The organism is Flavobacterium bizetiae (genome assembly GCF_024271895.1).
Classification (GTDB): Bacteria; Bacteroidota; Bacteroidia; order Flavobacteriales; family Flavobacteriaceae; genus Flavobacterium; species Flavobacterium bizetiae.
In genome coordinates this window covers 2,890,120-2,911,982 of sequence record NZ_CP091861.1, presented here as the reverse complement: position 1 = coordinate 2,911,982, position 21,863 = coordinate 2,890,120, and the positions used below count along the sequence as shown (strand labels likewise).

Below are 21,863 nucleotides of genomic sequence, written 5' to 3'. Positions count from 1 at the left end.
GTGAATGTATACGGGAACTAAGTGGCCCAAAATTCAACATTCCGTTAAATTATTTTTGATTCATATTAATACTAAAAGCAATATGATGAATAATTTAAAATTACTTGTAAAAATTTCTGTATGTTCCTTAATTCTAATTCTATTTGGCAGTTGTAGCAGCTCTGATGAAAATGATTCAACTTCAAATGAAGATTTATTCTTAAAAATAAATATATCCGGTACAACTTTCAATAGTGAAGGATTATATGCAACCGGTTTTGGTGGCCAGGATAATTGTAGCAATACTGGTGATTTATTTTTACAGTATGTTGGTGAGGTAGAAAATTCAGCCTTATATGTCGAAGTTAGTCTTGCTCACTTTGAAAATCTTGATGATTACGCAAATGCACAAAAAAACAACATACTTACGACAAGAATAACGGATACAAATAGTATCTGGACATTTTCAACAGACGGAATCGATAGTGATTTTTGTAATCTAAACAATGACTTAAGCATTGTATACGAAGACAAAAAGACGAATACTTATTTAAATCTAAAACCAAACAGCCAAACTACACACAAAATAACTAAAGTTGATTTTGTATCCGAAGATTCACAATCTAAATTCTACATCATCGAAGGAAACTTTACTTGTACTTTCATCAATAAAAATACCGATGTGCCTGTTAGCGGTAATTATAGAATTAAAATCGAAGTTTTAAAATAAAATATACATTTTGATACTAAAAATAAAAGCTAATAATTGATTCATTCAACCTTAAAAAACTATTCATAAACGAATAGTTTTTTTTTATTCCATTTAACGATAAATAAAGGATTAGATACGATAACTAATTCTTGTTTTTTCGATTTTTCAATTCCAATACTTTTGAATTTTATTAATCAAAACAAAACCCTAAATGGAAAATTTTAAATTTTTAAAAACTGCTTGTCTTGTAGTTTCTATGTTAGCTTTATTTACTAATTGTAGTAGCTCTGAAGAAAGTGATTCTGATAACACCGATATTTCTTCTGCGGAATGGACAAATGTTCCATTTAGTGAAGATAATGGATATGGAATTTATTCTAGTTGTACAAATGGAAAAGATTTGTTTATAGGGACAGTAGCAGATGGTATATATAAATCTGTTGATGGAGGAAAAAATTGGATTGCAATCAACAATGGTCTTATTGATAAACGAGTATGCAAAATTTATTATTTAAATAACACCCTTTATGCTACCACAAGTTTTATGTCTCCAGGCAGTTCTACTAAGACTCGAATATATAAATCAATAGATAATGGTAACACTTGGATTTCTGTTTGGAATACATTGTATGACTATAAAACTATTGAAGGTTCTTATTATTCTCCAACTCTAGTATCTCAGGCTGATGCTTCCTATATAACTGGCTCAGTTGGAACTATTGCAATTATAGATTCAAATATTTTTGTTACTATTGGTTCTTATGTTTTTAAATCTAGCAATAATGGTATAGATTGGAAATTTATTAAAGCTTTTGATACAAAGAACCAGTACAATGGTAAACAATTTTTAAAAGTTAATTCTAGTATTTTTTTACTGTCTAGTTATTTAGGTTTTAATGTTACTGGGCAAATTTATAAATCCTTAGATGGAGGCAATAATTTTAGTTTGATGAATAATGAATTAAATGATGAACGAAGTATTACTTCAATGGCATTTTTAAATAATACTTTTTTTATCGCTACAGGATCTGGCAGTGCACCTGGAAATATTTACCGTACAGACGAAAACATATCTAATTTGACACTTTCAATGAAAAACAATTTATCCCCAACATCTGTTTTTTGTTTTTACTCTATTGACAATAACCTTTTTGCAGGTCGTAATAATGAAGTTTTTATATCAAAAGATAAAGGAAATAGCTGGGAGAATTATGGCGAAAAACTTGAAGGAGCATGCCTTGATTTTTATAAAATTGGAAACTTTATTTACTTAGTTACAAATACTAAAATTTATAAAACAAATTATTAAAGATAAGAACTAATTTAAAATATTCTAAATCCCCAATTAACAAATTAATTGGGGTTTCAAACTATCTGCTAACTTACTTCACATTAGAATTTTCAAAGAATTCAAACCCCAACAACTCCCCCATTCATTAGCTTTATTGCGTTTTTTTTCGTAATATTACTACATAAAGCTATGTTATATGGAACATTTTATAGGTTATATAAAACATTACGCCATTCCTTTATTTGTATTTACAAGTTTATCTCTGGCGCTGGCTTTAATACTAAAAAGAATTCATTATCAGTACACACTACCTTACAGACACCTTATAATACGAAAATCTGAAATTTTCCTGACAGAGATTACCTTATCAAAACCGGATAAAAATACTTTAAAATATAAAATCGCGAAGTTCAAATCAGAAATTCCGATACATAAAACCTGGTGCAAAAACATGCTCATCGAGGATATGATCCGGATGAAAAGCAACTTAAAAGGTAAGACAGCAAAAAATATTCTTCTTATTTACAAACAACTCGATCTTAATCATTATTCAGCAAGTTTAATTCGGGATTTTAGAAAATATAAAAAACGTGAAGGTATTTATCATTTTCAGGCATTAAAATACAAACCCGGAATTTCACTTCTAAAAAAGTACCTTTTTCATCCGGACAAAATTATTCGGTCGAATGCTAATATTGCCTATTTGGTTTTATCAAAAGGCGATTGGCAGGCCGTAAACAAACTACCGGTAAAAGTCTCGATTATTACAACCATAAAAGTGATGGATGTTTTACATTCAGAAAAAATACCAATTCCACCCGATATCGATGTTTGGATACAATCAGACAATCCAACCATTCTAAAACTGGCCGTCATGACGATGGTCTTTTACAACTACAGGAACAAATCAGCAGAAATAATTAAGCTTTTACATCACGAAGAAAAAGAATTGCGCATAGATGCAATTATTGCCATTCGCGACCTTTATCTTTTTGAAGCCGAAGCTGAATTACTATCATTACTACAAACCGAAACATTAGAAATTCAACTTGAAATTCTCGAAGCGCTGTCAGCAATAGGCTCAGAAAAAACAATAGATTTTTTAATCCATCAAATTAAAAAAGAAGAAATCAAAGACCTCAAACTTCAAATGGTTTGCTGTTTAAATAATATAGATCCTGCAGGACTTAATGTATTAGGTACAAAAGATGCAGACACACAAAAAATGATCAATCACATTAGAAAACGCCAGTTATGATTCATGATTTTCTATCACATCTTATTTGGGGTTATGATCTTTTTATAGCCTGGTTTTCTATTGCCTATATTTTATTTTACATATTCCTCTCGATATTATCGTATTGGGCCATCATAAAACATTTAAAATATCAGAAATATTTAGACGAAGAAGTGCTGCTTCGCTCCAATCATATTTTAGGTGTTTCGATCGTCGCTCCGGCTTTCAACGAAGGTGTAAATATTGTCTACAACGTAAAATCCTTACTTTCATTAACATACCCAAAATATGAAATCATTATTGTTAATGACGGAAGCACAGATGATACGCTTGAAAAACTAATTACCGAATTCGATCTTGTCAAAATTGATTTCTACTATCAGGAAAAAATCATAACGCAGCCTGTTCGTGGACACTATAAATCGACAAATCCCGTTTATTCAAAGCTATTGATTGTTGATAAAGTCAACGGAAAAAGCAAAGCCGATGCCTCAAACGCAGGAATCAATTCGTCTCAATATCCGCTGTTTTTATGTACAGATGTTGATTGCATTTTAAAAAGAGATACTATTTTAAAACTGGCAAAACCTTTCATGGAAAATGAAACCCGCGTAATAGCATGCGGCGCCGGAATCAGGATTTCGAATTCCTGCGAGATCAAAGAAGGCTTTTTGTTTAAAGTACATTATCCTAAAGAATGGTATCCGCGTTTTCAGGAATTAGAATACGTACGTTCTTTTTTGTTTGGAAGAATGGCATGGAGTCAAATTAACGGATTATTGCTTGTTTCCGGAGGCCTTGGGATGTTTGACAAAGACATTGTAATAAAAGCCGGAGGATATTGGCACAAATCATTAGGAGAAGACATGGAATTGGTGACGAGAATGAGAAGATATATGCACGATAATAAAGAGCCTTTTTTAATAAAATACATTCCGGAATCGCTTTGCTGGACAGAAGTTCCGAGTACAAAAGAGGTGTTTTTAAGACAACGCATACGCTGGGCACGAGGATTGGTACAAACATTGTATTTACACAAAGAAATGTTTCTGAATCCAAAATATGGCCGAACCGGTTTTTTGGTATTACCGTACTTTTTTAGTTTTGAATTTTTAGTTCCAATTATTGAATTTATAGGTGTAATCACTTTAATTGCAAGTTTTGTTTTTGGTATCATAGATTACCAATATTTATTGATTATAAGTCTATTAGTGTACTTGTTTTATCTCTCGATAACGATAATATCCATCTTAATTGATGAGATTTTATATAAAAGTTATGCCAATTACAAAGAGTTACTAATTCTTATCGGTATGGCTGCGCTGGAACCTTTTGTATATCATCCCATTACGGTTTTCGCATCACTAAAAGGATATTGGCTCTTCTTTCGAAAAAAAGAACAAAATTGGGGTGTTATGGTTCGAAAAGGCTACACAACCCCAACTAAAAAATAATTGATGATGAAGAACACAACTTTACATACAATTGTATTGATTTTTTGCTTGTTTTTGTTTTCTAACCAAAATAGTAACGCGCAAAAAATAGACACAGATAGTCTTTTAACGGTGATAACTAAAGACATGAAAAGCGCACGACCTAATTATAAACTTAATATTCAGAGAGGATTATTAGGCAAAAAATTAGCGCCCGATTATATCGATTTTCATTTAGCATTGGGCAGAAATTATGATTTACTCAAAGTAAAAGACAGCGCCCGATTTTATTATAATTATGTAATTGATAAAAATCCCAAATATGAAGATGCTTTTATTTATCTTATTAATTTAGATTTAGAAGATAAAAATTACACCGAAGCTTTAGAGTTAACCTATAAAGCAATCGAATTATATCCTGACAACAAAACCTTTAGGCTGAAACGAATTGCAATTTATTCGCTGCAAAATGATACTCAAAATGAAGCTAAATACTTAAAATCAATCCGAAAAAAATTTCCTAACGATCCGGACATAGAACAGCATCTTTTTGCTTTATACTCCAAAACAAATATCGATCGTGTTGGTGCCTATTATAACATCACCACAATTGATCGTGAAGGAGTTGGTCCGTGGCATTTAGTTAGTGCCGATTATATGCATCAACGAACCTGGGGAAGTTTGATTGGGAGAGTGAGCTATGCCAAACGACTTTCTTCAGATTTAGTACAAGCCAGCGGACTTCAGTTTGAGGCCGAATCGTATCTTTTTGCCAAAAAAAACAACTATTCTTATATTGATGTGGCTTATAGCAAAGACAGTGCTTTTCCGGAATGGCGCTTGGGATATTCTTATTTTCATAATTTCAACAAAGGCTGGGAAGCTGATTTAGGCGTTCGTTATATCGCCATGCAAGACAACAGCAATCTAAAAACACTAAACGTTGGTCTCGGAAAATATTTTGGATCATATTGGGTTAATCTACGATCATATATTCAAGAAGATAGTCCTTCTTTTACTTTAACGGGTCGTTATTATTATAAAACAAAATACGATTATATTACGTTAATAGCAGGATACGGAACTTCGCCTGATGATCGAACCACAGCTGCAGAATATGACAGACGAAAGTCTTTAAGCTCTTATCGATTAAGTTTGGGATTTAATAAACTAATAAGCAATCATTACATCGTAGGGTTCTTAATAACCGATAATGAGCAGGAATACACGAAAAACAAATTTCAAACCGAACTTGATTTTGCTTTTTTATTACAATACAAATTTTAAATCTCATGAGAAAAAAGCAATACTACTACTTTCAACTTTTCTTTTTTTTCTTATTTAGCTTAAATATAATGGCCCAATCTGAAATTATAATAACGGATGCGAATAAAATTGTTCCCACTTCTGAAAATGCTCAGCAAGCCGCAAGAGTATTAAAATATTACTTGAATAAAGCATTCGCAAAACCTTTTGAAATTACAGCCGAAAGCCAACAAGAAAGCAATGCATCACAAATAATACTATCAATATCAGCAACTGAAAAACTCAAGCCTAATGAATTTAAGATCAAAAGCGATTCAAAATCGATTTACTTAATTGCGCCAAATCAAAAATACCTTCGTTATGCCGTTTTTACTTTGTTAGAAATCTGGGAATTTAGAAAATTTACTGCTTCAGAAACCTATATCCCAAAGGTAACGCAGCTTACTTTTGCAAAAAACACTCAAAAAATACATGAGCCATCATTTGATTATCGGGCACTTTTTTATCCTGATTGTTACGATGAAGATTTTAGGGATTGGCATAAACTCGATTGGCAGGTTGATGATTTTGGTATTTGGGGACATTCTTTTAGCGTTTTGGTTCCGGCTAAAGAATATTTTAAAACCAATCCTAAACTTTTTGCTTTGTACGAAGGCGAACGCAATACAGAGTCTTTATGTATGAGCAATGATACGGTTGTAGAATTGGTAGAGAAAAAAATGGCTCAGATTATAGCCGAAAAGCCTAATGCTCAATTTTATTCGGTAAGTCAAAATGACGATGTGGTGTATTGCGAATGTACTCAGTGTAAAGCTTTAAATAAAAAACACGGCGGACCACAAGGCTCCTTTTATTATTTTTTGAATAAAATTGCAGCCCATTTTCCAAAAACAAAAATTACAACCCTCGCCTATCTTCATACTTTTAAACCTCCGGTTAATTTGAAAATAGAGCCTAATATCTATACTATTTTTTGCCCGATAGAATTGAATCGCGGAAAATCAATCACACCAGAAAATGCTCCGTCGTTTGTAAAAACGTTAGAAAACTGGAGCGTTACTTCACCTCATTTATTTCTTTGGGATTATACGGTTCAGTTTTCGAATTATATGTCCCCTTTTCCAAATTTTGAGTCTTTTCAGGGCAATTATAAACTCTTTAAAAAGAATAAGGTAAAAGGATTATTTGTTCAGGGATATTCAGATATTGCTGGAGATTTCTCAGAGTTACGACAATATCTTTTGGCAAAATTAATGTGGAATACCGATATTGATGTCGAAGCCACAACTGCCGATTTTTTAAGAGGTTTTTACGGAAAAGCAGCTCCTTTTGTCGGCAAATATTTAAATCTTCTCGAAACTAACCAGAAAAAAAGCAACACCTATTTAGATATTTATTCCAGTCCGGTAGATGCTAGAAATACATTTCTAACACCGGAAGCGATGGACCAATACGATCAATTATTAGAACAAGCTTCAGGCGCCATTGAAAATGATTCGGTTTTGAGTTCCCGAATTCAAAAATTACGATTGGCTTTAGAATATGTCTATTTTGAACAGGCAAAATTTTACGGAAAAAACCAACACGGAATGTTTATCGTAAATTCTAAAGGAGAAAAAATGGTAAGAGAAGGCTTGACAGAAAGAGTTTTAAAATTCAACAAAGCCTGCAATCAATTTGGTATTTACGAACTCAGCGAAGGCGGACTTTCTCCTGATAATTATTATAAAGAATGGCTGGAAATCTGCAAAAATACTGTAACACATTTAGGAGAAGATTTAAAAGTAAGCTTTACTACTCCACCTTCTGATGAGTTTAAAGGCAAAGGAAGTTATGGTTTAGTGGACGGAAACAGAGGGTATAAGGATTTCAACATCAACTGGATTGGATGGTACGAAAACAATCCTGAAATTGAAATTGAAACCAAAAAACTGGATTTTAATATCTTAAAAATAAATTTCCTAAATGATCAGAGACATTGGATCTTTTTGCCTAAAAAAATAAAGGTTTATGGTTTTAAAGATCAAAAGTGGCATCTTCTGCAAGAAAAAATTTGTGACAATTTAACAGAAGACTTTGAAATTACAACAAAATCATGGGAATTTGAAGATCAAAGCTTTAGTAGTTTTGCCTCGATTAAAATAATTGTACAAAATCAAACCGCAGTACCCAATTGGAGGAAAAGAAAAAATAAAAAACCAATGGTAATGCTGGACGAAATAGAATTATACAAAAAATGACATTTAAAACATGAACACGAGTGACAAAAAAATTATGATTATTGATCATGATGACATGACAATCGAAATTCTAAAATTTATTCTGAAAAGAGAAGGCTATAAAATAAGTATTGCCAAAGACGGTATTAATGCTATAGAACGAATTCCGACTATTATGCCTGATTTAGTGATTACTAACATTATTATACCGCTTAAATCAGGGTTGGAAATCATTAGCCATATCAAACAAAACTTTAAGGATATTCGTATCGTTGCGCTTTCGGCACTTGGTGAGGAAGAAAATACGGTCGAAGAAGCTTTTCAGTTAGGCGTTGATGATTTTATTGCAAAACCCTTTAATCCAAATGAACTTTTATTGCGAATAAAACGATTTTTATAGCAATTCAAAGTCGTTTTTTGAGAAATACGAATGCCCCAAACTATCGTAATTTCTAAGAAATACCAATTTTCAGCTATTTATAGCTATATTTGCACAAAATTTAATGCAAATGAGCACTTTCGAAAAATTCAATCTTCCAAAATCAGTACAAAAAGCAATCGACGAATTAGGCTTTGTTACGCCTACTCCTATTCAGGAAAAATCTTTTGCCGTGATTATGTCTGGCCGGGATATGATGGGAATTGCACAAACCGGTACCGGTAAAACATTTGCCTACTTGTTACCTCTTTTAAAATTATACAAATTTACACCAACCAATACGCCTAAAATCGTAATTCTGGTTCCAACCCGTGAATTAGTAGTTCAGGTTGTAGAAGAAGTCGAAAAATTAACCAAATATATGTCGGTTAAAACACTTGGTATTTTTGGTGGGGTAAATATCAATACACAAAAAAAAGCCGTTTACGAAGGTGTCGACATTTTAGTTGGAACTCCAGGTCGTACAATGGATTTAGCGCTTGATGCGGTTATTCGTTTTGATGAAACTCAAAAACTGGTAATTGATGAGTTTGATGAAATGTTAAACCTTGGTTTCCGTACGCAATTAACAGCGCTTTTGGCGATGATGAAAACCAAACGTCAAAACATTCTTTTCTCTGCAACCATGACTGATGAAGTGGATGCTGTTTTGAATGACTTTTTTGATTTTCCGGAAGAAGTAACACTTGCTGCTTCAGGAACTCCGCTTGAAAATATTACTCAGATTACTTATAATGTGCCTAACTTCAATACAAAAGTAAATTTGTTGAAACATTTATTAGAAACAAACGAAAGCATGGAACGTGTTTTGGTTTTTGTGAATAATAAAAAGATCTCGGATATGCTTCATACCCGAATCGAAGAGGATTTCGAAGGTCAGTTTGGAGTAATTCACTCAAATAAATCTCAAAATTACCGTTTGAGTACTATGGCTGAATTCCAGGAAGGAAATCTACGCGGATTGATCACGACAGATATTATGGCGAGAGGTCTTGATATTTCGAATATCTCTCACGTAATTAACTTTGAACTTCCGGAATTTCCTGAATTATACATGCACAGAATTGGTCGTACAGGTCGTGCAGATGCTACAGGAACCGCTATTAGCTTTATTACACCTCGTGAAGAAGAATTTAAAGTAGAAGTGGAAGTACTAATGAATCAGGAATTGGCAATTGCTGACTTTCCTGAAGAAGTTGAAATTTCATCAAAACTAATTGAACCTGAAAAAGACAAACAACCGATTAAGTTTTTAATGAAAAAACAAAAACTAACGGGTGATGGTGCTTTTCATGAAAAAGATAAAAAGAATAAAAAAGTGAACCTTGGAGGCCCTTCTAAAACTAAAAAGAAAACCCACGGATCTGTCAACCGAAATATGTTGAAAACGAGAGATAAGAAGAGAAAAGATAAGAACAAGTAATCTCTAAAATTCCAATAAAAAAAATCCAAATTCCAAGTTGTTGAACTTAGAATTTGGATTTTTTTTGTCGCAGTTTTCAGTTTCAGTTTTCAGCACTTTTAGGAAACTGAAAACTGAGACCGAGACTGAAAACTATATCTTGGTAAACACCAATCCAACCGGAGAACACAATTCAATTTTCTTTCCTGTATTAGTAAGTTTTCCTGTGATTTTATCTCTTTTAAAAATAATGATATCATTAGTATATTGATGACCAACTAAAAGGTAATTTCCTGTTGGGTCAATAGCGAAATCTCTTGGGCCCTTTCCTAAAGTACTTTGTTGCTCAACAAATTTAATTTTTCCGTCTTTCTTAATTTGATAAACCGAAATATTATTAGCATCAACGCGATCTGTTACATATAAAAACTTTCCGTCAGGCGAAATTTTAATAGCCGCAGCACCAGTTCCTCCGGTAAATCCTTTTGGTAAAATACTCGTTTCCGCAATCAGTTTTAAACTTCCTGATTTATCATAACTAAAAGTAGTAAGCGTTGCATCTAATTCCTGAACTAAATACACAAATTTACCGTCTTTACTAAAAGTTAAATGTCTCGGGCCACTTCCTTTTTTTACATCAACGCTTCCTTTTAAAGTAAGCATTTCGTGGCTTGCACCTGCATTGTATTTATAAATAAAAACTTTATCCTGTCCCAAATCATTCGACAAAACAAACTTTTTGTCCGGAGAAAAAACAACCTGATGCACATGCGCCTTTTCTTGACGTGCCGCATTGGGTCCTTTTCCTTCATGCTGAATCAATTGTTGGCCTTCGGTGATACTTCCATCTGCATTTTTCTTAAATACTGCGATACTTCCTCCGGAATAATTAGCTACGATCACATTTTTATCGTCATTAATCAAATGACAAGGATCTGCGCCTAAAGAAGAATTTGTATTCAACACTTTAAGTTTACCTGTTGGTGCATCATACGATAATGCTGTTACAGCACTTTGCGTTCCGTTTTCGTTTACTGCATAAACAAATTTATTATTTGCTGAAACCGATACATAACTCGGACTTACTACTTTTTCTGTAGAATTTTTTAATTTGAAATCACCCGAAGCTGCATCAAATTCGTAAACATAAATTCCTTTACTATCGCAAGTATTCGTGTAAGTTCCTACCAGCAAATTAAATTTATTCTGAGCTTGTGAAGTTGTAAAAGCTAACGCTGAAAAAAGCAGCATATATAATCTTTTCATAGTTTTTTATTTGTTTTTTGAATACGCTAAAATACTCAATAATATCATTCGCAAAGCCATTTTTTGTTACAAAAGAAATTACAAAAGTTACATTATTCAAACTCGTTGCTAACTTTTTAAACCATATAAGTGATATAAGTTCATTTAATTTTTTTTCCATTACATTTTACTTATATCTCTTACATTACTTATATGGTTTAAATATTATTACCTATATGGTTTGACGAAAAATTTGTATTTTTGACCAGCATCTACAAAACGTTGTGAAATAAATCTAAGCCAGAATGCATTTTAAACATCCTGAAATTCTATACTTTCTGTTTTTATTGATTGTTCCAATTTTGGTTCATTTATTTCAATTACGACGTTTTAAAACTTCTTATTTCACTAACGTACGCTTTTTAAAAGAACTTTCGATTCAAACCCGAAAGAGTTCAAAAATCAAAAAAAGACTTTTATTAGCCACTCGTTTATTATTATTGACTTGTATTATTTTAACCTTTTCCCAACCTTTCTTTGAAGCAAAAGACAGCAAAAATGCAACGAACGAAATGTATATCATTCTTGATAATTCGTTTAGTATGCAGGCTAAAGGCAAAAAAGGTGAACTATTAAAACGCGCCGTTCAGGAATTATTAGAAAATACACCAGAAACGACTCAGTTTTCGTTATTAACTAATACCGAAAATTATTGGAATACCGATATCAAATCATCTAAAGCGGCTTTGCAGAATCTACAATACAGCGCAACTCCTTTTGAACTTTCGTCGATTATGGCGAAAATAAAAGCCCATAAATCGGCTTATAAAAAAGACATTGTCATTATAACAGATGCTGTAGGTTTAGCTGAAAAAGATGTTAAAAATATCGATAGCGAAGAAAAACCATATTTTATAATTCCATCAGCCGAACAAAAAAACAATATTGCTATTGATAGTGTTTTTATCAATCAGACTTTAGAGAATTTCTACGAATTAACGGTGAATTTATCTGCTTACGGAGAAGGTTTTAAACCCGTTTCGATGGCATTATACAATCAGAATAAATTGATTGCCAAAACGATTATTAATTTTGATGCGAAGAAAAAGAAAATCAACTTTACAATTCCAAAAGAAGCTTTTCACGGATATGTAACAATTGAGGACAATGGTCTTACTTACGATAACAAACTCTTTTTTAGTATTTCGAAAACTAAAAAAACAAATGTTATTAGTATCGGAGAACCGGAAAAAAGTAATTTCTTAGCGAGAATTTATACTTCATCTGAATTCAATTACAACAATTACTCGATTAACAGTTTAGATTATAATAGTTTAGACAAACAAAACACGATTATCTTAAATGAATTAATTGAAGTTCCTCAGGCCTTGCAAACTACCTTGAAAGCATTTGTTTCTAAAGGTGGAAATCTGGTTGTCATTCCTTCAGAAAAAAGTTCTGTCTCGAATTTGAATTCATTTTTGGGCAACTTTGGAAAAATTCAATTCAGAGATCTTGAAAATAAAAACAAGCTAATTACCAAAATCAATTTCGATCATCCTTTATTTTCCGGAGTTTTCGAAAATAAAATTACCAATTTTCAATATCCAAAAACAAATAGCTCATTTGATATTTCGAGCCCTTATCCGGCCGTTTTATCTTATGAAGATCAAAGTGTATTTGTAACAGCAATTCAGAATCCTGTTTCTGGAATTACCGTTTTTGCAGCACCTATCAATACTACAAATTCTAACTTTCAGCAATCGCCCTTGATTGTTCCGTTATTCTATAAAATGGGTCAAAACAATCAAAAAACAGGAGTTAATGCCCTGACCATTGGTAATAACGAACCGTATTTTGTAGATGTTTTATTGACGAAAGATGCTATTTTGGAAGTAAAAGGAACTGAAGATTTTTTTATTCCGATTCAGCAAATCCTGAATAATAAAGTAAAATTAACTTTTAATGATTTCCCTGAAACAGCCGGAAATTATAGCATTTTTGATAAAAAAGAATGGGTAGAAAACCTGAGCTTCAATTATAAAAGAACCGAAAGCGATTTGAGTCAGGTAAACACAAATGTGGTTTCGGATTTTAAAACTGCCGATACGATTTCGACTATCTTTAATACACTACAAACTGAACGAACTGACAGCCAAATTTGGAAATGGTTTGTTATCTTTGCACTGTTATTTTTAGCATTAGAAATGGCAATTATTAAATTTGTGAAGTAAAACGTAACGTTTTCTTTTAGCTCTTAGTTTGTCATTTCGACGAAGGAGAAATCTCCACGAGAAGCTCGACAAAGATTTGATTCTCATTACGGAGTTACTTGCGGAGATTTCTTCTTCGTCGAAATGACAAACTGTATGTCCAAAAGTATTAGAAACAAGATTTCAATTAAAATAAATTTCTCTACATATGAAAATAATCATCAGAAGCGCCAAAATTATCGATTCAAAAAGTCCGTTTCATAACCAGACCGTTGATCTTTTAATTGCAGATGGTTTAATAGAAAAAATAGGAACTTCGATTCTTGATATCGAAGATACAACCGAAGTTAAATTTGACAATTTACATCTTTCTCAAGGTTGGTTTGACAGCAGTGTTTCATTAGGAGAACCTGGCTACGAAGACAGGGAAACCATTGCAAACGGACTGAACGTAGCAGCAAAAAGTGGTTTTACAGCAATTGCTTTACAACCCAACTCTTTTCCTGTTATCGACAATCAATCCCAGGTAAATTTTGTAAAGAATAAAGCGAATGGTTTTGCTACAGAACTCTTTCCTATTGGTGCTTTAACCAAAGCGAGCGAAGGAAAAGATATGGCGGAATTATTTGATATGAAAAAATCCGGAGCGGTTGCTTTTGGAGATTACAATAAAAGTATCGACAACGCCAACTTGCTAAAAATCGCTTTGCAATATGTTCAGGATTTTGACGGATTAGTCATTACCTACTCTCAGGATCCAAATATAAAAGGAAATGGTGTGGCCAATGAAGGAATCGTTTCGACCAAATTAGGTTTAAAAGGAATCCCGAATCTAGCCGAAGAATTACAAATATCAAGAAACTTATTTCTACTGGAATATACAGGAGGAAAACTTCATATTCCGACCATTTCTACCGCAAAATCGGTTGAGCTAATCAGAGAAGCTAAAGCTAAAGGATTACAAGTAACGGCAAGTGTCGCTGTACATCATTTGGTTTTAACCGATGAAAAACTAGAAGGTTTTGATACGCGTTTTAAAGTTACCCCTCCGCTAAGAACTGAAGCTGACAGACAAGCTTTATTAAAAGGAGTTACAGACGGAACAATCGACATTATTACATCAGATCACAACCCAATTGATATTGAATTCAAGAAAATGGAATTTGATACGGCAAAAAATGGAACAATTGGCTTAGAAAGTGCTTTTGGAGCTTTGTTAACTGTTCTGCCTCTTGAAACTGTAATCGAGAAATTGACTTTAGGGAAAGCTATTTTTGGAATTGAAAGCAATTCAATTGCCGAAGGTTCCAAAGCTAACTTTACTCTCTTTACTCCTGAAGGAAAATCGACTTTTACGAAAGCAAACATTCTTTCAAAATCTAAAAACTCTGCTTTTTTAGGAACTGAAATAAAAGGTTCTGTTTACGGAATTTTGAATCAAAATCAACTTGTTATCACTAAATAATTACAATGAATAATTCAATCGAAGAGGGAAAATCAATCGCCATTACCAGTTATATTTTAATTATTGGTGTTTTGATTGCGATGTCTATGAACTCTGAAAATAAAAATAGTTTTGCATCATTTCATATTCGTCAGGCTTTAGGATTATCGCTTGCTTTTATTTCTTTTGGAGCTATTATCAGCAATTTCGACAGCTTTATGATCACTTTCCCAATGTGGATTTGCATTTCTATCTTATGGACTTATGGAATTTTTAGCGCAATTCAGGGACAAACAAGACCAATTCCGTTAGTGGGGAATTTATTTCAAAAATGGTTTAAATCAATAGGATAAAGTTTAAATTCCAATTTTTTAAAATTCCAAATTCCAAAAAAAATCCGTTGAAATCAGCGTTTTCGCTTTAGCGAATATGTTTTATCAGCGTATAAATTTTGAACACGGATGACGCAGATTGCAAGCAAAAACGCGAATAAAAGCAGATTTTTCATCATCCTAATTAAAGCTCAAAGCATAAAATATAACAAACTCGTAATTCAGCTGAAAACTGAGACTGCGACCGAAAACTAAACAAATGAATCTATCTTTAGAATATAAAATACAAGAACCAAAAGTTATCTTAGATAAAAATCCTGTTTTACTTTTATTACACGGATATGGCAGTAACGAAGCCGATTTGTTTTCGTTTGCTACTGAGCTTCCGGATAATTACTATATTATTTCGGCTCGCGCACCTTATGATTTACAATATGGCGCTTACGCCTGGTACGCGATTAATTTTGATGCAGATCAGAATAAATTTTCAGATAACGAGCAAGCCAAAACTTCACGTGATTTAATCGCCACTTTTGTAGATGAATTGGTTGCGAATTATCCTATTGATGCTAATAATGTAACTTTAATTGGTTTTAGTCAGGGTTCTATTTTGAGTTACTCAGTGGCACTTTCTTACCCTAAAAAAATTCAGCGAGTGGTGGCGATGAGTGGTTATTTCAACGAAGAAATCATCAAAGAAGGTTACGAGAAAAACGACTTTAAAAACCTTAAAATATTCGCATCACACGGAACCGTAGATCAGGTAATTCCAATCGAATGGGCAAGAAAAACTCCCGCTATTCTTGAAAAATTAAATATTCCGGTTACTTATAAGGAATATCCTGTTGGGCATGGTGTCGCTCCTCAAAATTTCTTTGATTTTAAAAATTGGCTGGCTGAGTAGTATTTAGTTTTCAGTCGCAGTTAGAGTCTCAGTACATAGCTATTTTTAAATCTTAACAATGAGTAAATTTCCAGATATACTAACTGACGAAAAAATTAAGGATAGTAATAAAGACTTTAGAAATGCATTATTTTCTTTGGATAAGAAATTCATTGATAATGATAATTCTGTTCACTTAACAAGGATTTATTCTGCAACAAAGCAGCTTGATATCAGAAACAAGATACTGAGACTTTTATATGATTTTGATTTTCCTGAATTAAAGATTTTCTTTGATAGTGCGTATAAAAAAGAACGTTATCTGGATATGAAAATCTATGCATTGCGCGGACTTTCTCAGTTTATTAGTGAGAAAGACACAGAAAAACTATTGCAGAAATTTAATTTAACTTTGCTAAAAAGACAAGAAACAACGCCTTATAATTATCAGGAGTACGAACTTTTAAGAGGACAAAATTCTTTGCCTTATTTAGTCGAGAAATACAATTACAATTGTTTTAAAGAAACTCTCAATCAGGTAAATGACCAATATAACGCAATGCCAGATGCCTTTAAAGGACATTTTACGATAGATAAAAATGGTGAATTTGTATCACTACGAAGCCCCGAAGAAAGCTCAAAAATAATCAAAGAATTTTTTAATCAATTATAAAAAAAATCGCAGCTTTCAAACCGAAAACTGCGACTGTATACTGTAAACTGATTACTCTCCTGTATAAATAATTTTGCCGTTCTTCTTTAGAACATAACCTTTCCAGGGAATTAACTGGTAATCGTCTTTCGTCCAGGAATCACCCTCGGATTTTCTTTCTAAAAGAATTGGCTCTTTTTGAGTGTCGAGAAAAAGTTCTGCTTTATTTCCGTCAAAAATGACGTAGGCAACGGTTGAATATGTTTTTCCGTCTTCGGCATGGGCTAATTTTGTACCCACTTCAAAAAGTCGTACACATTCATTTTTAAGTGCAGACCAGGTATATCCTGCAGAAGCCTTACATCCGTGTGCATCAGAATCTCCCCCTACTACTTTAGCCGGTTTTGATTCTTCTTGCTTTGGCGCTTTATTTTCTTCTCCTACTTTCTTAGCGCAAGAGAATGATAATCCAATAATAGCCGAAAATAAAAATATCTTTTTCATAAATTCCATTTTTTAAAACTGGTCAAAAAATAGAATTTCGAACTCTATTTTTGATATAACCAAGTTTGATTTACTTCAAAAGTAATCTTTTCATCCTGATCAACAAAATATTTTAACAGGACTTCTCCCCATAATTCACCATTGCTGTAATCTGCAATAATCCATCTGTGGTTTAATATTTTTATTTTATTGATGATAAATTTGTTCGGACCTATTTTATCCTGTCCTGTGTAAGGATTCCCATTTGGATTTGCATTGAAGTCTAATAATTTCTCGGTTACAACCGGAATTAATTTTTCGAATAAAATTACTTTTCCTCCAGAAGCCTCGTTATCAAAGTAATTTTGCGCATTTTCGTTATGTTCTAACGAAAAATAATCAGCATCGGCTAATTTCGTTGTCATTAAACTGATGCTATCTCTTAGTTTCTTAGTCGTTTTATCATATCGCTCTTCTCCAAATTTTACTTCTCTGCTGTAAAACATATAAGTAAAAACATTCATAAGTATCGCAAGGATAAAAAGATAAAGCATTAAGGATTTTTTCATTGTTGTGGTATAATTAAATTGTAATTTCTAAGTTGTCGTAAGCGAGGAAAACGTTTTTAGGCAGTTGTTTCTGAACTTCTTCATGAAAGCCCAAAACATGACTAATATGCGTTAAATAGGCTTTTTCAGGTTTGACTAAATTTATAAAATCAAGTGCTTCCTGCAAATTAAAGTGTGTATCATGAGGTTCTACGCGCAATGCATTCACGACTAAAACCTTAAGATTTTTTAGTTTTTCGACTTCTGTTTCATGAACTGTTTTTACATCGGTTAAATAAGCAAAATCATCTATGCGATAACCAAAAACCTGCAAATCGCCATGCATAACATTTACCGGAATGGCTGTTTTATCGCCAACTGCAAAAGGTTGATCATTGATAACCTCAATGGTTTTAACGCTTGGAGCTCCCGGATATTTGTTTACGGTTTCGAAAACATAGTCAAAACGTCGTTTTAAATTGTCTATCACGCGTTGATGTGCATACACAGGGATTTCGCCTTGTCTGAAATTAAACGGGCGTATATCGTCTAAACCGGCAGTATGATCTGCATGTTCGTGTGTAAATAAAATAGCATCGAGATGTGTGCAGCCGCAAGAAAGCATTTGCTGCCTGAAATCAGGACCGCAATCGATAACGTAAGAATGTTCTCCCCAGGTAATCCAGATGGATACGCGGAGCCTTTTGTCCTTAGCATCAGTGCTTTTACAAACAGGATGATCGACTCCGATTATCGGAATGCCTTGTGAAGTACCAGTACCTAAAAAATATACCTTCAATTGAACTTAATTTTTTTACAAAAATAGGATTATTTCTCTTTCATTAGAAGCCTAATTTGCTAACTTTGTAACAAATCTATTTAAAATAAAATGGGTACAGAAATAAAACTCAAAGGTGACAAGGTCATCGAACAGATTCCTTCCATAAAAGACAAAGCGTTACGCATTAATTTAAACGAGAATATTTACGGAACTTTTGCTGAAATTGGTGCCGGGCAAGAAACTGTCAGACATTTTTTCAGATCCGGAGGTTCATCGGGAACAATTGCAAAAGCAATGTCTGCGTATGACAAAGATTTTAGTGATGCGGTTTATGGGGTTGAAAGCGATGGTCGCTACGTAACCGAAGAGCGATTAAAAAAAATGCTTACTCTTGAAGGCCAAATCATTGAGGAGCGTTTAAGCAGAGAAAAACACCCTACAAAACTGTTCTTTAGTTACGCTAATACTGTTGCGACAATAGATTTTGCAAAACAGTTTAAAGGTCACGGTTGGGTTGGAATTCGATACCAAATTGAACCTGACGAAGCTTACAACGAAATTATTCTTCACATTCGTTTTAAAGAAACTGATGCCAGACTACAACAAGAAACACTGGGGATTTTAGGTGTAAACCTTATTTACGGTGCTTTTTACAAATACAACGATCCTAAACGATTACTTCGTTATTTATACGACCACTTAGACAAAGACCAACTCGAAATTGATACTATTAACTTCTCAGGACCTCGTTTTGCTGATGTTGATAATCGTTTAATGAGTTTGCAATTGGTTAAAAACGGAATGACTGATGCCGTAATGTTTAATCCGGAAGGAAAAAACATTTTGCCAGCTGCCATTTTATACAAAAAGAACCTTCTTGCTTTAAGAGGAAGTTTCCGTCCGGTTACGAAAGTAAATATGGACATGTACGAGAAATCTCTTAAGATGTTTCTTGAGGAAAATAAAGTTGAGAAAGATAATACTTTGGTAGTTTTTGAAATTACACTTTCGAATTTACGTTCTGATGGTGAAATTGATGAACGCGATTTTATGGACAGAGCCGAGTTGCTTTGCTCATTAGGCCAGACCGTAATGATTTCGAACTTTCAGGAATATTATAAAGTGGTTGAATATTTTGCTAATTATACCAAAGCGAGAATGGGATTGGCAATGGGTGTAAACAATTTAGTCGACATTTTTGATGAGAAATACTACCGTCATTTAAGTGGTGGAATCTTAGAAGCCTTTGGAAAATTATTCTACAGAGATATGAAAGTTTTCTTGTATCCGATGTTAGACGAAAATGGCGTTTTGATGGATTCAAACAACTTAAAAGTACATCCAAGAATGAAAGAATTGTACAAATTCTTTAAATTCAACGGAAAAGTGGTTGATATCGCAGATTACGATCCGCATAATCTTGAAGTTTTCTCTCGCGAGGTTTTAAAAATGATCAATCAGGGAAAACCAGGTTGGGAACCAATGCTTCCGTCTGGTATTGCCGAAATTATAAAAGAACACCATCTTTTTGGATATCATCCGGAAACTGAATTGGAACAAAACAATTTATAACATCAAAAAAGCCCTAAAGAGAATTTTCTTTTTAGGACTTTTTTTTGATTCTTATTCTATTTTTTTTTTACCGCAAAGCACGCTAAGTTTTTTTCTTATAATTGAAGCTTTTGTAAAAAAAAGTTCGCAAAGCTTTGTGTTGAATAAGCTTTACGAACTTTTTTTGTTTTAGGTTTCAGGTTTTGCTGAGCTTGAAACTTTGTCAAAGTTTTAAACTTTGACAAAGTTGTTTGAGGTATTTTTTCAGGTAAAGCTTTGCGAACTTTGCGCATTACAAATGTAATCTAAGAAAAAAAACTTAGCGTGCTTTGCGGTAAAATCACCATTAAGCTCGAAACCTAAAACCTCAGACAAAAATTCTTTATTTCAAAATCTGTGCTGCGTGTTCTTTAGTTTTTACTTTTTCGATAACCTCATCGATGATTCCTTTTTCGTTGATTACGAAAGTGGTTCTGTGAATACCGTCGTATTCTTTTCCCATGAATTTCTTTGGTCCCCAAACGCCAAATGCGTTGATAACAGCTTTATCTTCGTCGGCCAAAAGTGGGAAAGGAAATTCGTATTTGTCTTTGAATTTTGCCTGCGCTTTTTGACTATCGGCACTTACTCCAAGAAGTTCGTAGTTATTGGCTTTAAAACGCTCAAAATTATCTCTTAAATCACACGCCTCGGCTGTACAACCCGGTGTACTTGCTTTTGGATAAAAGAAAACGACTAATTTTTTTCCGGCGTAATCTGCTAATTTATGTGTTTTTCCGTCCTGATCTGTTCCTGAAAAATTTGGTGCTTTGTCACCGGCTTTTAATGTTGTCATATGTTTTAAATTTTAGATTGTTGATTTTAGATTTTAGATTAATACCTGTTTATTTAAATCTACTTTTATCTCTCCAATCAACCATTTTCCGTTATCCTGAGTTTTATATCTATATTTAATATCAAAAATACCATTTTTAATTTCTCCTTCTTCAAATAAGGTTTCAGAAAAAATTCCGCTAGTAATTTTTAAGGTTTTATCTATTCTCCCCTTTGGTAAATTAATTTTAAAAATTTTGTTGGTACTCAAATTTAAAAAACTTAAAAAATTAGACTCTTTAGAATCAATAGTAACAAAATAAGGATATTTCTTAATGTTACTATGATAAATTTCCCTACCAAGATTTGCAATTTTTTTTCCGTTATTCTTATTAAACAGTACGAACTCTGATGGATCGCAACAACCAGAAACTAAACGATTTTCTATAATAAATGTGTTATTATACTCAGCCCAGCTTGTATAACCTAATCTTCCTGTTAACTCGATCAAATCTTTATCTAACGAAAAAAGTTTTTTCTTCTTTTTTGTCTTGCTTTCAAAAACAAGCCAGGATGAATTGCAATTAAACTGATAGTAAATCTTTGCTCCGTTTTTAAAGATTGTTTTTTCGCAAGATATAATTTCATTTAACTGGGGTTTTTCTTTACAACTACAATTTTGTGCAAAACTAAATTGCGAAAAAACCATAAAAATAACTATTACTACAATTTTCATTTTTTAATAAATTACATAATTAAGATACTTTTTTTTTATGCCCCAGATTGAAGTGAAAACCCCGGAGTTGTGGTAATTTACATTTTTTGCATTGGCAAAGCGACCGGAGGAAGCTCTTGCGAATGCTTAAAAATGTTATTGCCACAATGAGGAGTTGCAACGGAAAGCTGGATTAGGCACATCATGAAAATTATAGTATTTTTA

General features: G+C 32.9%; 20 protein-coding genes. 14 read left to right on the top strand and 6 right to left on the bottom strand.

The features are described 5' to 3' along the window. The first annotated feature begins 82 nt into the window (after nucleotides 1–82). From L0669_RS12575 to L0669_RS12540, 8 genes are all read left to right on the top strand, one after another. On the top strand, nucleotides 83–709 hold the full coding sequence (locus tag L0669_RS12575) for a hypothetical protein (protein ID WP_263758040.1): 627 nt from the start codon (nucleotides 83–85) through the stop codon (nucleotides 707–709). 193 nt (nucleotides 710–902) lie between these two features. Then, nucleotides 903–2,000, top strand: coding sequence for a beta propeller repeat protein (locus L0669_RS12570; protein ID WP_263758039.1), 1,098 nt, complete (start codon nucleotides 903–905; stop codon nucleotides 1,998–2,000). Between the two features lie 178 nt (nucleotides 2,001–2,178). Then, a complete protein-coding gene (locus L0669_RS12565; RefSeq protein ID WP_263758038.1) occupies nucleotides 2,179–3,240 on the top strand; it encodes a HEAT repeat domain-containing protein in 1,062 nt (353 codons plus the stop codon). Beyond that, entirely contained in the window at nucleotides 3,237–4,673 is a 1,437-nt protein-coding gene (locus L0669_RS12560; protein ID WP_263758037.1) for a glycosyltransferase family 2 protein, read from the top strand. Before L0669_RS12565 ends, L0669_RS12560 begins: the two co-directional genes overlap by 4 nt. Nucleotides 4,674–4,676: 3 nt before the next feature. Beyond that, on the top strand, nucleotides 4,677–5,939 hold the full coding sequence (locus tag L0669_RS12555; RefSeq protein ID WP_263758036.1) for a YaiO family outer membrane beta-barrel protein: 1,263 nt from the start codon (nucleotides 4,677–4,679) through the stop codon (nucleotides 5,937–5,939). Between the two features lie 68 nt (nucleotides 5,940–6,007). Next, complete coding sequence (locus tag L0669_RS12550) at nucleotides 6,008–8,158, top strand: DUF4838 domain-containing protein (RefSeq protein WP_263758034.1); 2,151 nt, start codon at nucleotides 6,008–6,010, stop codon at nucleotides 8,156–8,158. A 10-nt stretch (nucleotides 8,159–8,168) separates the two neighbouring features. Next, the gene (locus L0669_RS12545) at nucleotides 8,169–8,537 is read left to right on the top strand and encodes a response regulator transcription factor (RefSeq protein ID WP_263758032.1); all 369 of its coding nucleotides are present in this window, start codon (nucleotides 8,169–8,171) and stop codon (nucleotides 8,535–8,537) included. Nucleotides 8,538–8,646: 109 nt separating this feature from the next. Continuing rightward, a complete protein-coding gene (locus tag L0669_RS12540) occupies nucleotides 8,647–9,999 on the top strand; it encodes a DEAD/DEAH box helicase (RefSeq protein WP_055098242.1) in 1,353 nt (450 codons plus the stop codon). Between the two features lie 132 nt (nucleotides 10,000–10,131). Here the strand turns inward: L0669_RS12540 and L0669_RS12535 are convergent, their stop codons facing one another. Next, nucleotides 10,132–11,244, bottom strand: a complete 1,113-nt coding sequence (locus L0669_RS12535) for a lactonase family protein (RefSeq protein WP_263758031.1) — start codon at nucleotides 11,242–11,244, stop codon at nucleotides 10,132–10,134. Nucleotides 11,245–11,528: 284 nt separating this feature from the next. Between L0669_RS12535 and L0669_RS12530 the strand changes: the two genes are divergently transcribed. The 5 genes from L0669_RS12530 (at nucleotide 11,529) to L0669_RS12510 (ending at nucleotide 16,768) form a co-directional block, all read left to right on the top strand. Beyond that, the gene (locus L0669_RS12530; protein WP_263758029.1) at nucleotides 11,529–13,457 is read left to right on the top strand and encodes a vWA domain-containing protein; all 1,929 of its coding nucleotides are present in this window, start codon (nucleotides 11,529–11,531) and stop codon (nucleotides 13,455–13,457) included. A 187-nt stretch (nucleotides 13,458–13,644) separates the two neighbouring features. Continuing rightward, nucleotides 13,645–14,901 (top strand): dihydroorotase, encoded by a 1,257-nt coding sequence (locus L0669_RS12525; RefSeq protein WP_263758027.1) that lies wholly within the window; start codon nucleotides 13,645–13,647, stop codon nucleotides 14,899–14,901. Between the two features lie 5 nt (nucleotides 14,902–14,906). Continuing rightward, nucleotides 14,907–15,233 (top strand): hypothetical protein, encoded by a 327-nt coding sequence (locus L0669_RS12520; protein ID WP_055098245.1) that lies wholly within the window; start codon nucleotides 14,907–14,909, stop codon nucleotides 15,231–15,233. A gap of 238 nt (nucleotides 15,234–15,471) precedes the next feature. After that, nucleotides 15,472–16,116: an alpha/beta hydrolase gene (locus L0669_RS12515; protein WP_263758026.1), complete on the top strand. Its 645-nt coding sequence runs from the start codon at nucleotides 15,472–15,474 to the stop codon at nucleotides 16,114–16,116. 58 nt (nucleotides 16,117–16,174) lie between these two features. Beyond that, entirely contained in the window at nucleotides 16,175–16,768 is a 594-nt protein-coding gene (locus L0669_RS12510; protein ID WP_263758025.1) for a hypothetical protein, read from the top strand. 51 nt (nucleotides 16,769–16,819) lie between these two features. On the opposite strand, the gene L0669_RS12505 is transcribed toward L0669_RS12510, so the two are convergent. The 3 genes from L0669_RS12505 to L0669_RS12495 are packed head-to-tail and all read right to left on the bottom strand — an operon-like array spanning nucleotide 16,820 to nucleotide 18,577. After that, nucleotides 16,820–17,251 carry a hypothetical protein gene (locus tag L0669_RS12505; protein WP_263758023.1) on the bottom strand — a complete coding sequence of 144 codons (432 nt, stop codon included), beginning with the start codon at nucleotides 17,249–17,251 and terminating at the stop codon, nucleotides 16,820–16,822. Nucleotides 17,252–17,295: 44 nt separating this feature from the next. Further along, on the bottom strand, nucleotides 17,296–17,799 hold the full coding sequence (locus L0669_RS12500; RefSeq protein WP_173971794.1) for a hypothetical protein: 504 nt from the start codon (nucleotides 17,797–17,799) through the stop codon (nucleotides 17,296–17,298). Between the two features lie 13 nt (nucleotides 17,800–17,812). Next, entirely contained in the window at nucleotides 17,813–18,577 is a 765-nt protein-coding gene (locus L0669_RS12495; protein ID WP_173971793.1) for an MBL fold metallo-hydrolase, read from the bottom strand. Between the two features lie 90 nt (nucleotides 18,578–18,667). Here L0669_RS12495 and L0669_RS12490 point away from each other — a divergent pair, with 90 nt between their 5' ends. Further along, nucleotides 18,668–20,131: a TonB-dependent receptor gene (locus tag L0669_RS12490; RefSeq protein ID WP_173971792.1), complete on the top strand. Its 1,464-nt coding sequence runs from the start codon at nucleotides 18,668–18,670 to the stop codon at nucleotides 20,129–20,131. Between the two features lie 361 nt (nucleotides 20,132–20,492). Here L0669_RS12490 and bcp read toward each other — a convergent pair whose 3' ends face one another. Both bcp and L0669_RS12480 read right to left on the bottom strand, forming a co-directional pair. Further along, nucleotides 20,493–20,945 (bottom strand): thioredoxin-dependent thiol peroxidase, encoded by a 453-nt coding sequence (bcp, locus tag L0669_RS12485; protein WP_263758021.1) that lies wholly within the window; start codon nucleotides 20,943–20,945, stop codon nucleotides 20,493–20,495. Nucleotides 20,946–20,978: 33 nt separating this feature from the next. Next, nucleotides 20,979–21,659, bottom strand: coding sequence for a hypothetical protein (locus tag L0669_RS12480; RefSeq protein ID WP_263758020.1), 681 nt, complete (start codon nucleotides 21,657–21,659; stop codon nucleotides 20,979–20,981). Nucleotides 21,660–21,863 lie beyond the last annotated feature (204 nt).

What these genes read in the sequence shown, in the direction of transcription:
- L0669_RS12545 (WP_263758032.1), top strand. Translation starts at nt 8,169, where the DNA reads ATGAACACGAGTGACAAAAAAATTATGATTATTGATCATGATGACATG.
- L0669_RS12525 (WP_263758027.1), top strand. Translation starts at nt 13,645, where the DNA reads ATGAAAATAATCATCAGAAGCGCCAAAATTATCGATTCAAAAAGTCCG.
- L0669_RS12530 (WP_263758029.1), top strand. Translation starts at nt 11,529, where the DNA reads ATGCATTTTAAACATCCTGAAATTCTATACTTTCTGTTTTTATTGATT.
- L0669_RS12490 (WP_173971792.1), top strand. Translation starts at nt 18,668, where the DNA reads ATGGGTACAGAAATAAAACTCAAAGGTGACAAGGTCATCGAACAGATT.
- L0669_RS12575 (WP_263758040.1), top strand. Translation starts at nt 83, where the DNA reads ATGATGAATAATTTAAAATTACTTGTAAAAATTTCTGTATGTTCCTTA.
- L0669_RS12500 (WP_173971794.1), bottom strand. Translation starts at nt 17,799, where the DNA reads ATGAAAAAATCCTTAATGCTTTATCTTTTTATCCTTGCGATACTTATG.
- L0669_RS12515 (WP_263758026.1), top strand. Translation starts at nt 15,472, where the DNA reads ATGAATCTATCTTTAGAATATAAAATACAAGAACCAAAAGTTATCTTA.
- L0669_RS12520 (WP_055098245.1), top strand. Translation starts at nt 14,907, where the DNA reads ATGAATAATTCAATCGAAGAGGGAAAATCAATCGCCATTACCAGTTAT.
- L0669_RS12505 (WP_263758023.1), bottom strand. Translation starts at nt 17,251, where the DNA reads ATGAAAAAGATATTTTTATTTTCGGCTATTATTGGATTATCATTCTCT.
- L0669_RS12560 (WP_263758037.1), top strand. Translation starts at nt 3,237, where the DNA reads ATGATTCATGATTTTCTATCACATCTTATTTGGGGTTATGATCTTTTT.
- L0669_RS12510 (WP_263758025.1), top strand. Translation starts at nt 16,175, where the DNA reads ATGAGTAAATTTCCAGATATACTAACTGACGAAAAAATTAAGGATAGT.
- L0669_RS12555 (WP_263758036.1), top strand. Translation starts at nt 4,677, where the DNA reads ATGATGAAGAACACAACTTTACATACAATTGTATTGATTTTTTGCTTG.
- bcp (WP_263758021.1), bottom strand. Translation starts at nt 20,945, where the DNA reads ATGACAACATTAAAAGCCGGTGACAAAGCACCAAATTTTTCAGGAACA.
- L0669_RS12535 (WP_263758031.1), bottom strand. Translation starts at nt 11,244, where the DNA reads ATGAAAAGATTATATATGCTGCTTTTTTCAGCGTTAGCTTTTACAACT.
- L0669_RS12540 (WP_055098242.1), top strand. Translation starts at nt 8,647, where the DNA reads ATGAGCACTTTCGAAAAATTCAATCTTCCAAAATCAGTACAAAAAGCA.
- L0669_RS12565 (WP_263758038.1), top strand. Translation starts at nt 2,179, where the DNA reads ATGGAACATTTTATAGGTTATATAAAACATTACGCCATTCCTTTATTT.
- L0669_RS12570 (WP_263758039.1), top strand. Translation starts at nt 903, where the DNA reads ATGGAAAATTTTAAATTTTTAAAAACTGCTTGTCTTGTAGTTTCTATG.
- L0669_RS12550 (WP_263758034.1), top strand. Translation starts at nt 6,008, where the DNA reads ATGGCCCAATCTGAAATTATAATAACGGATGCGAATAAAATTGTTCCC.
- L0669_RS12480 (WP_263758020.1), bottom strand. Translation starts at nt 21,659, where the DNA reads ATGAAAATTGTAGTAATAGTTATTTTTATGGTTTTTTCGCAATTTAGT.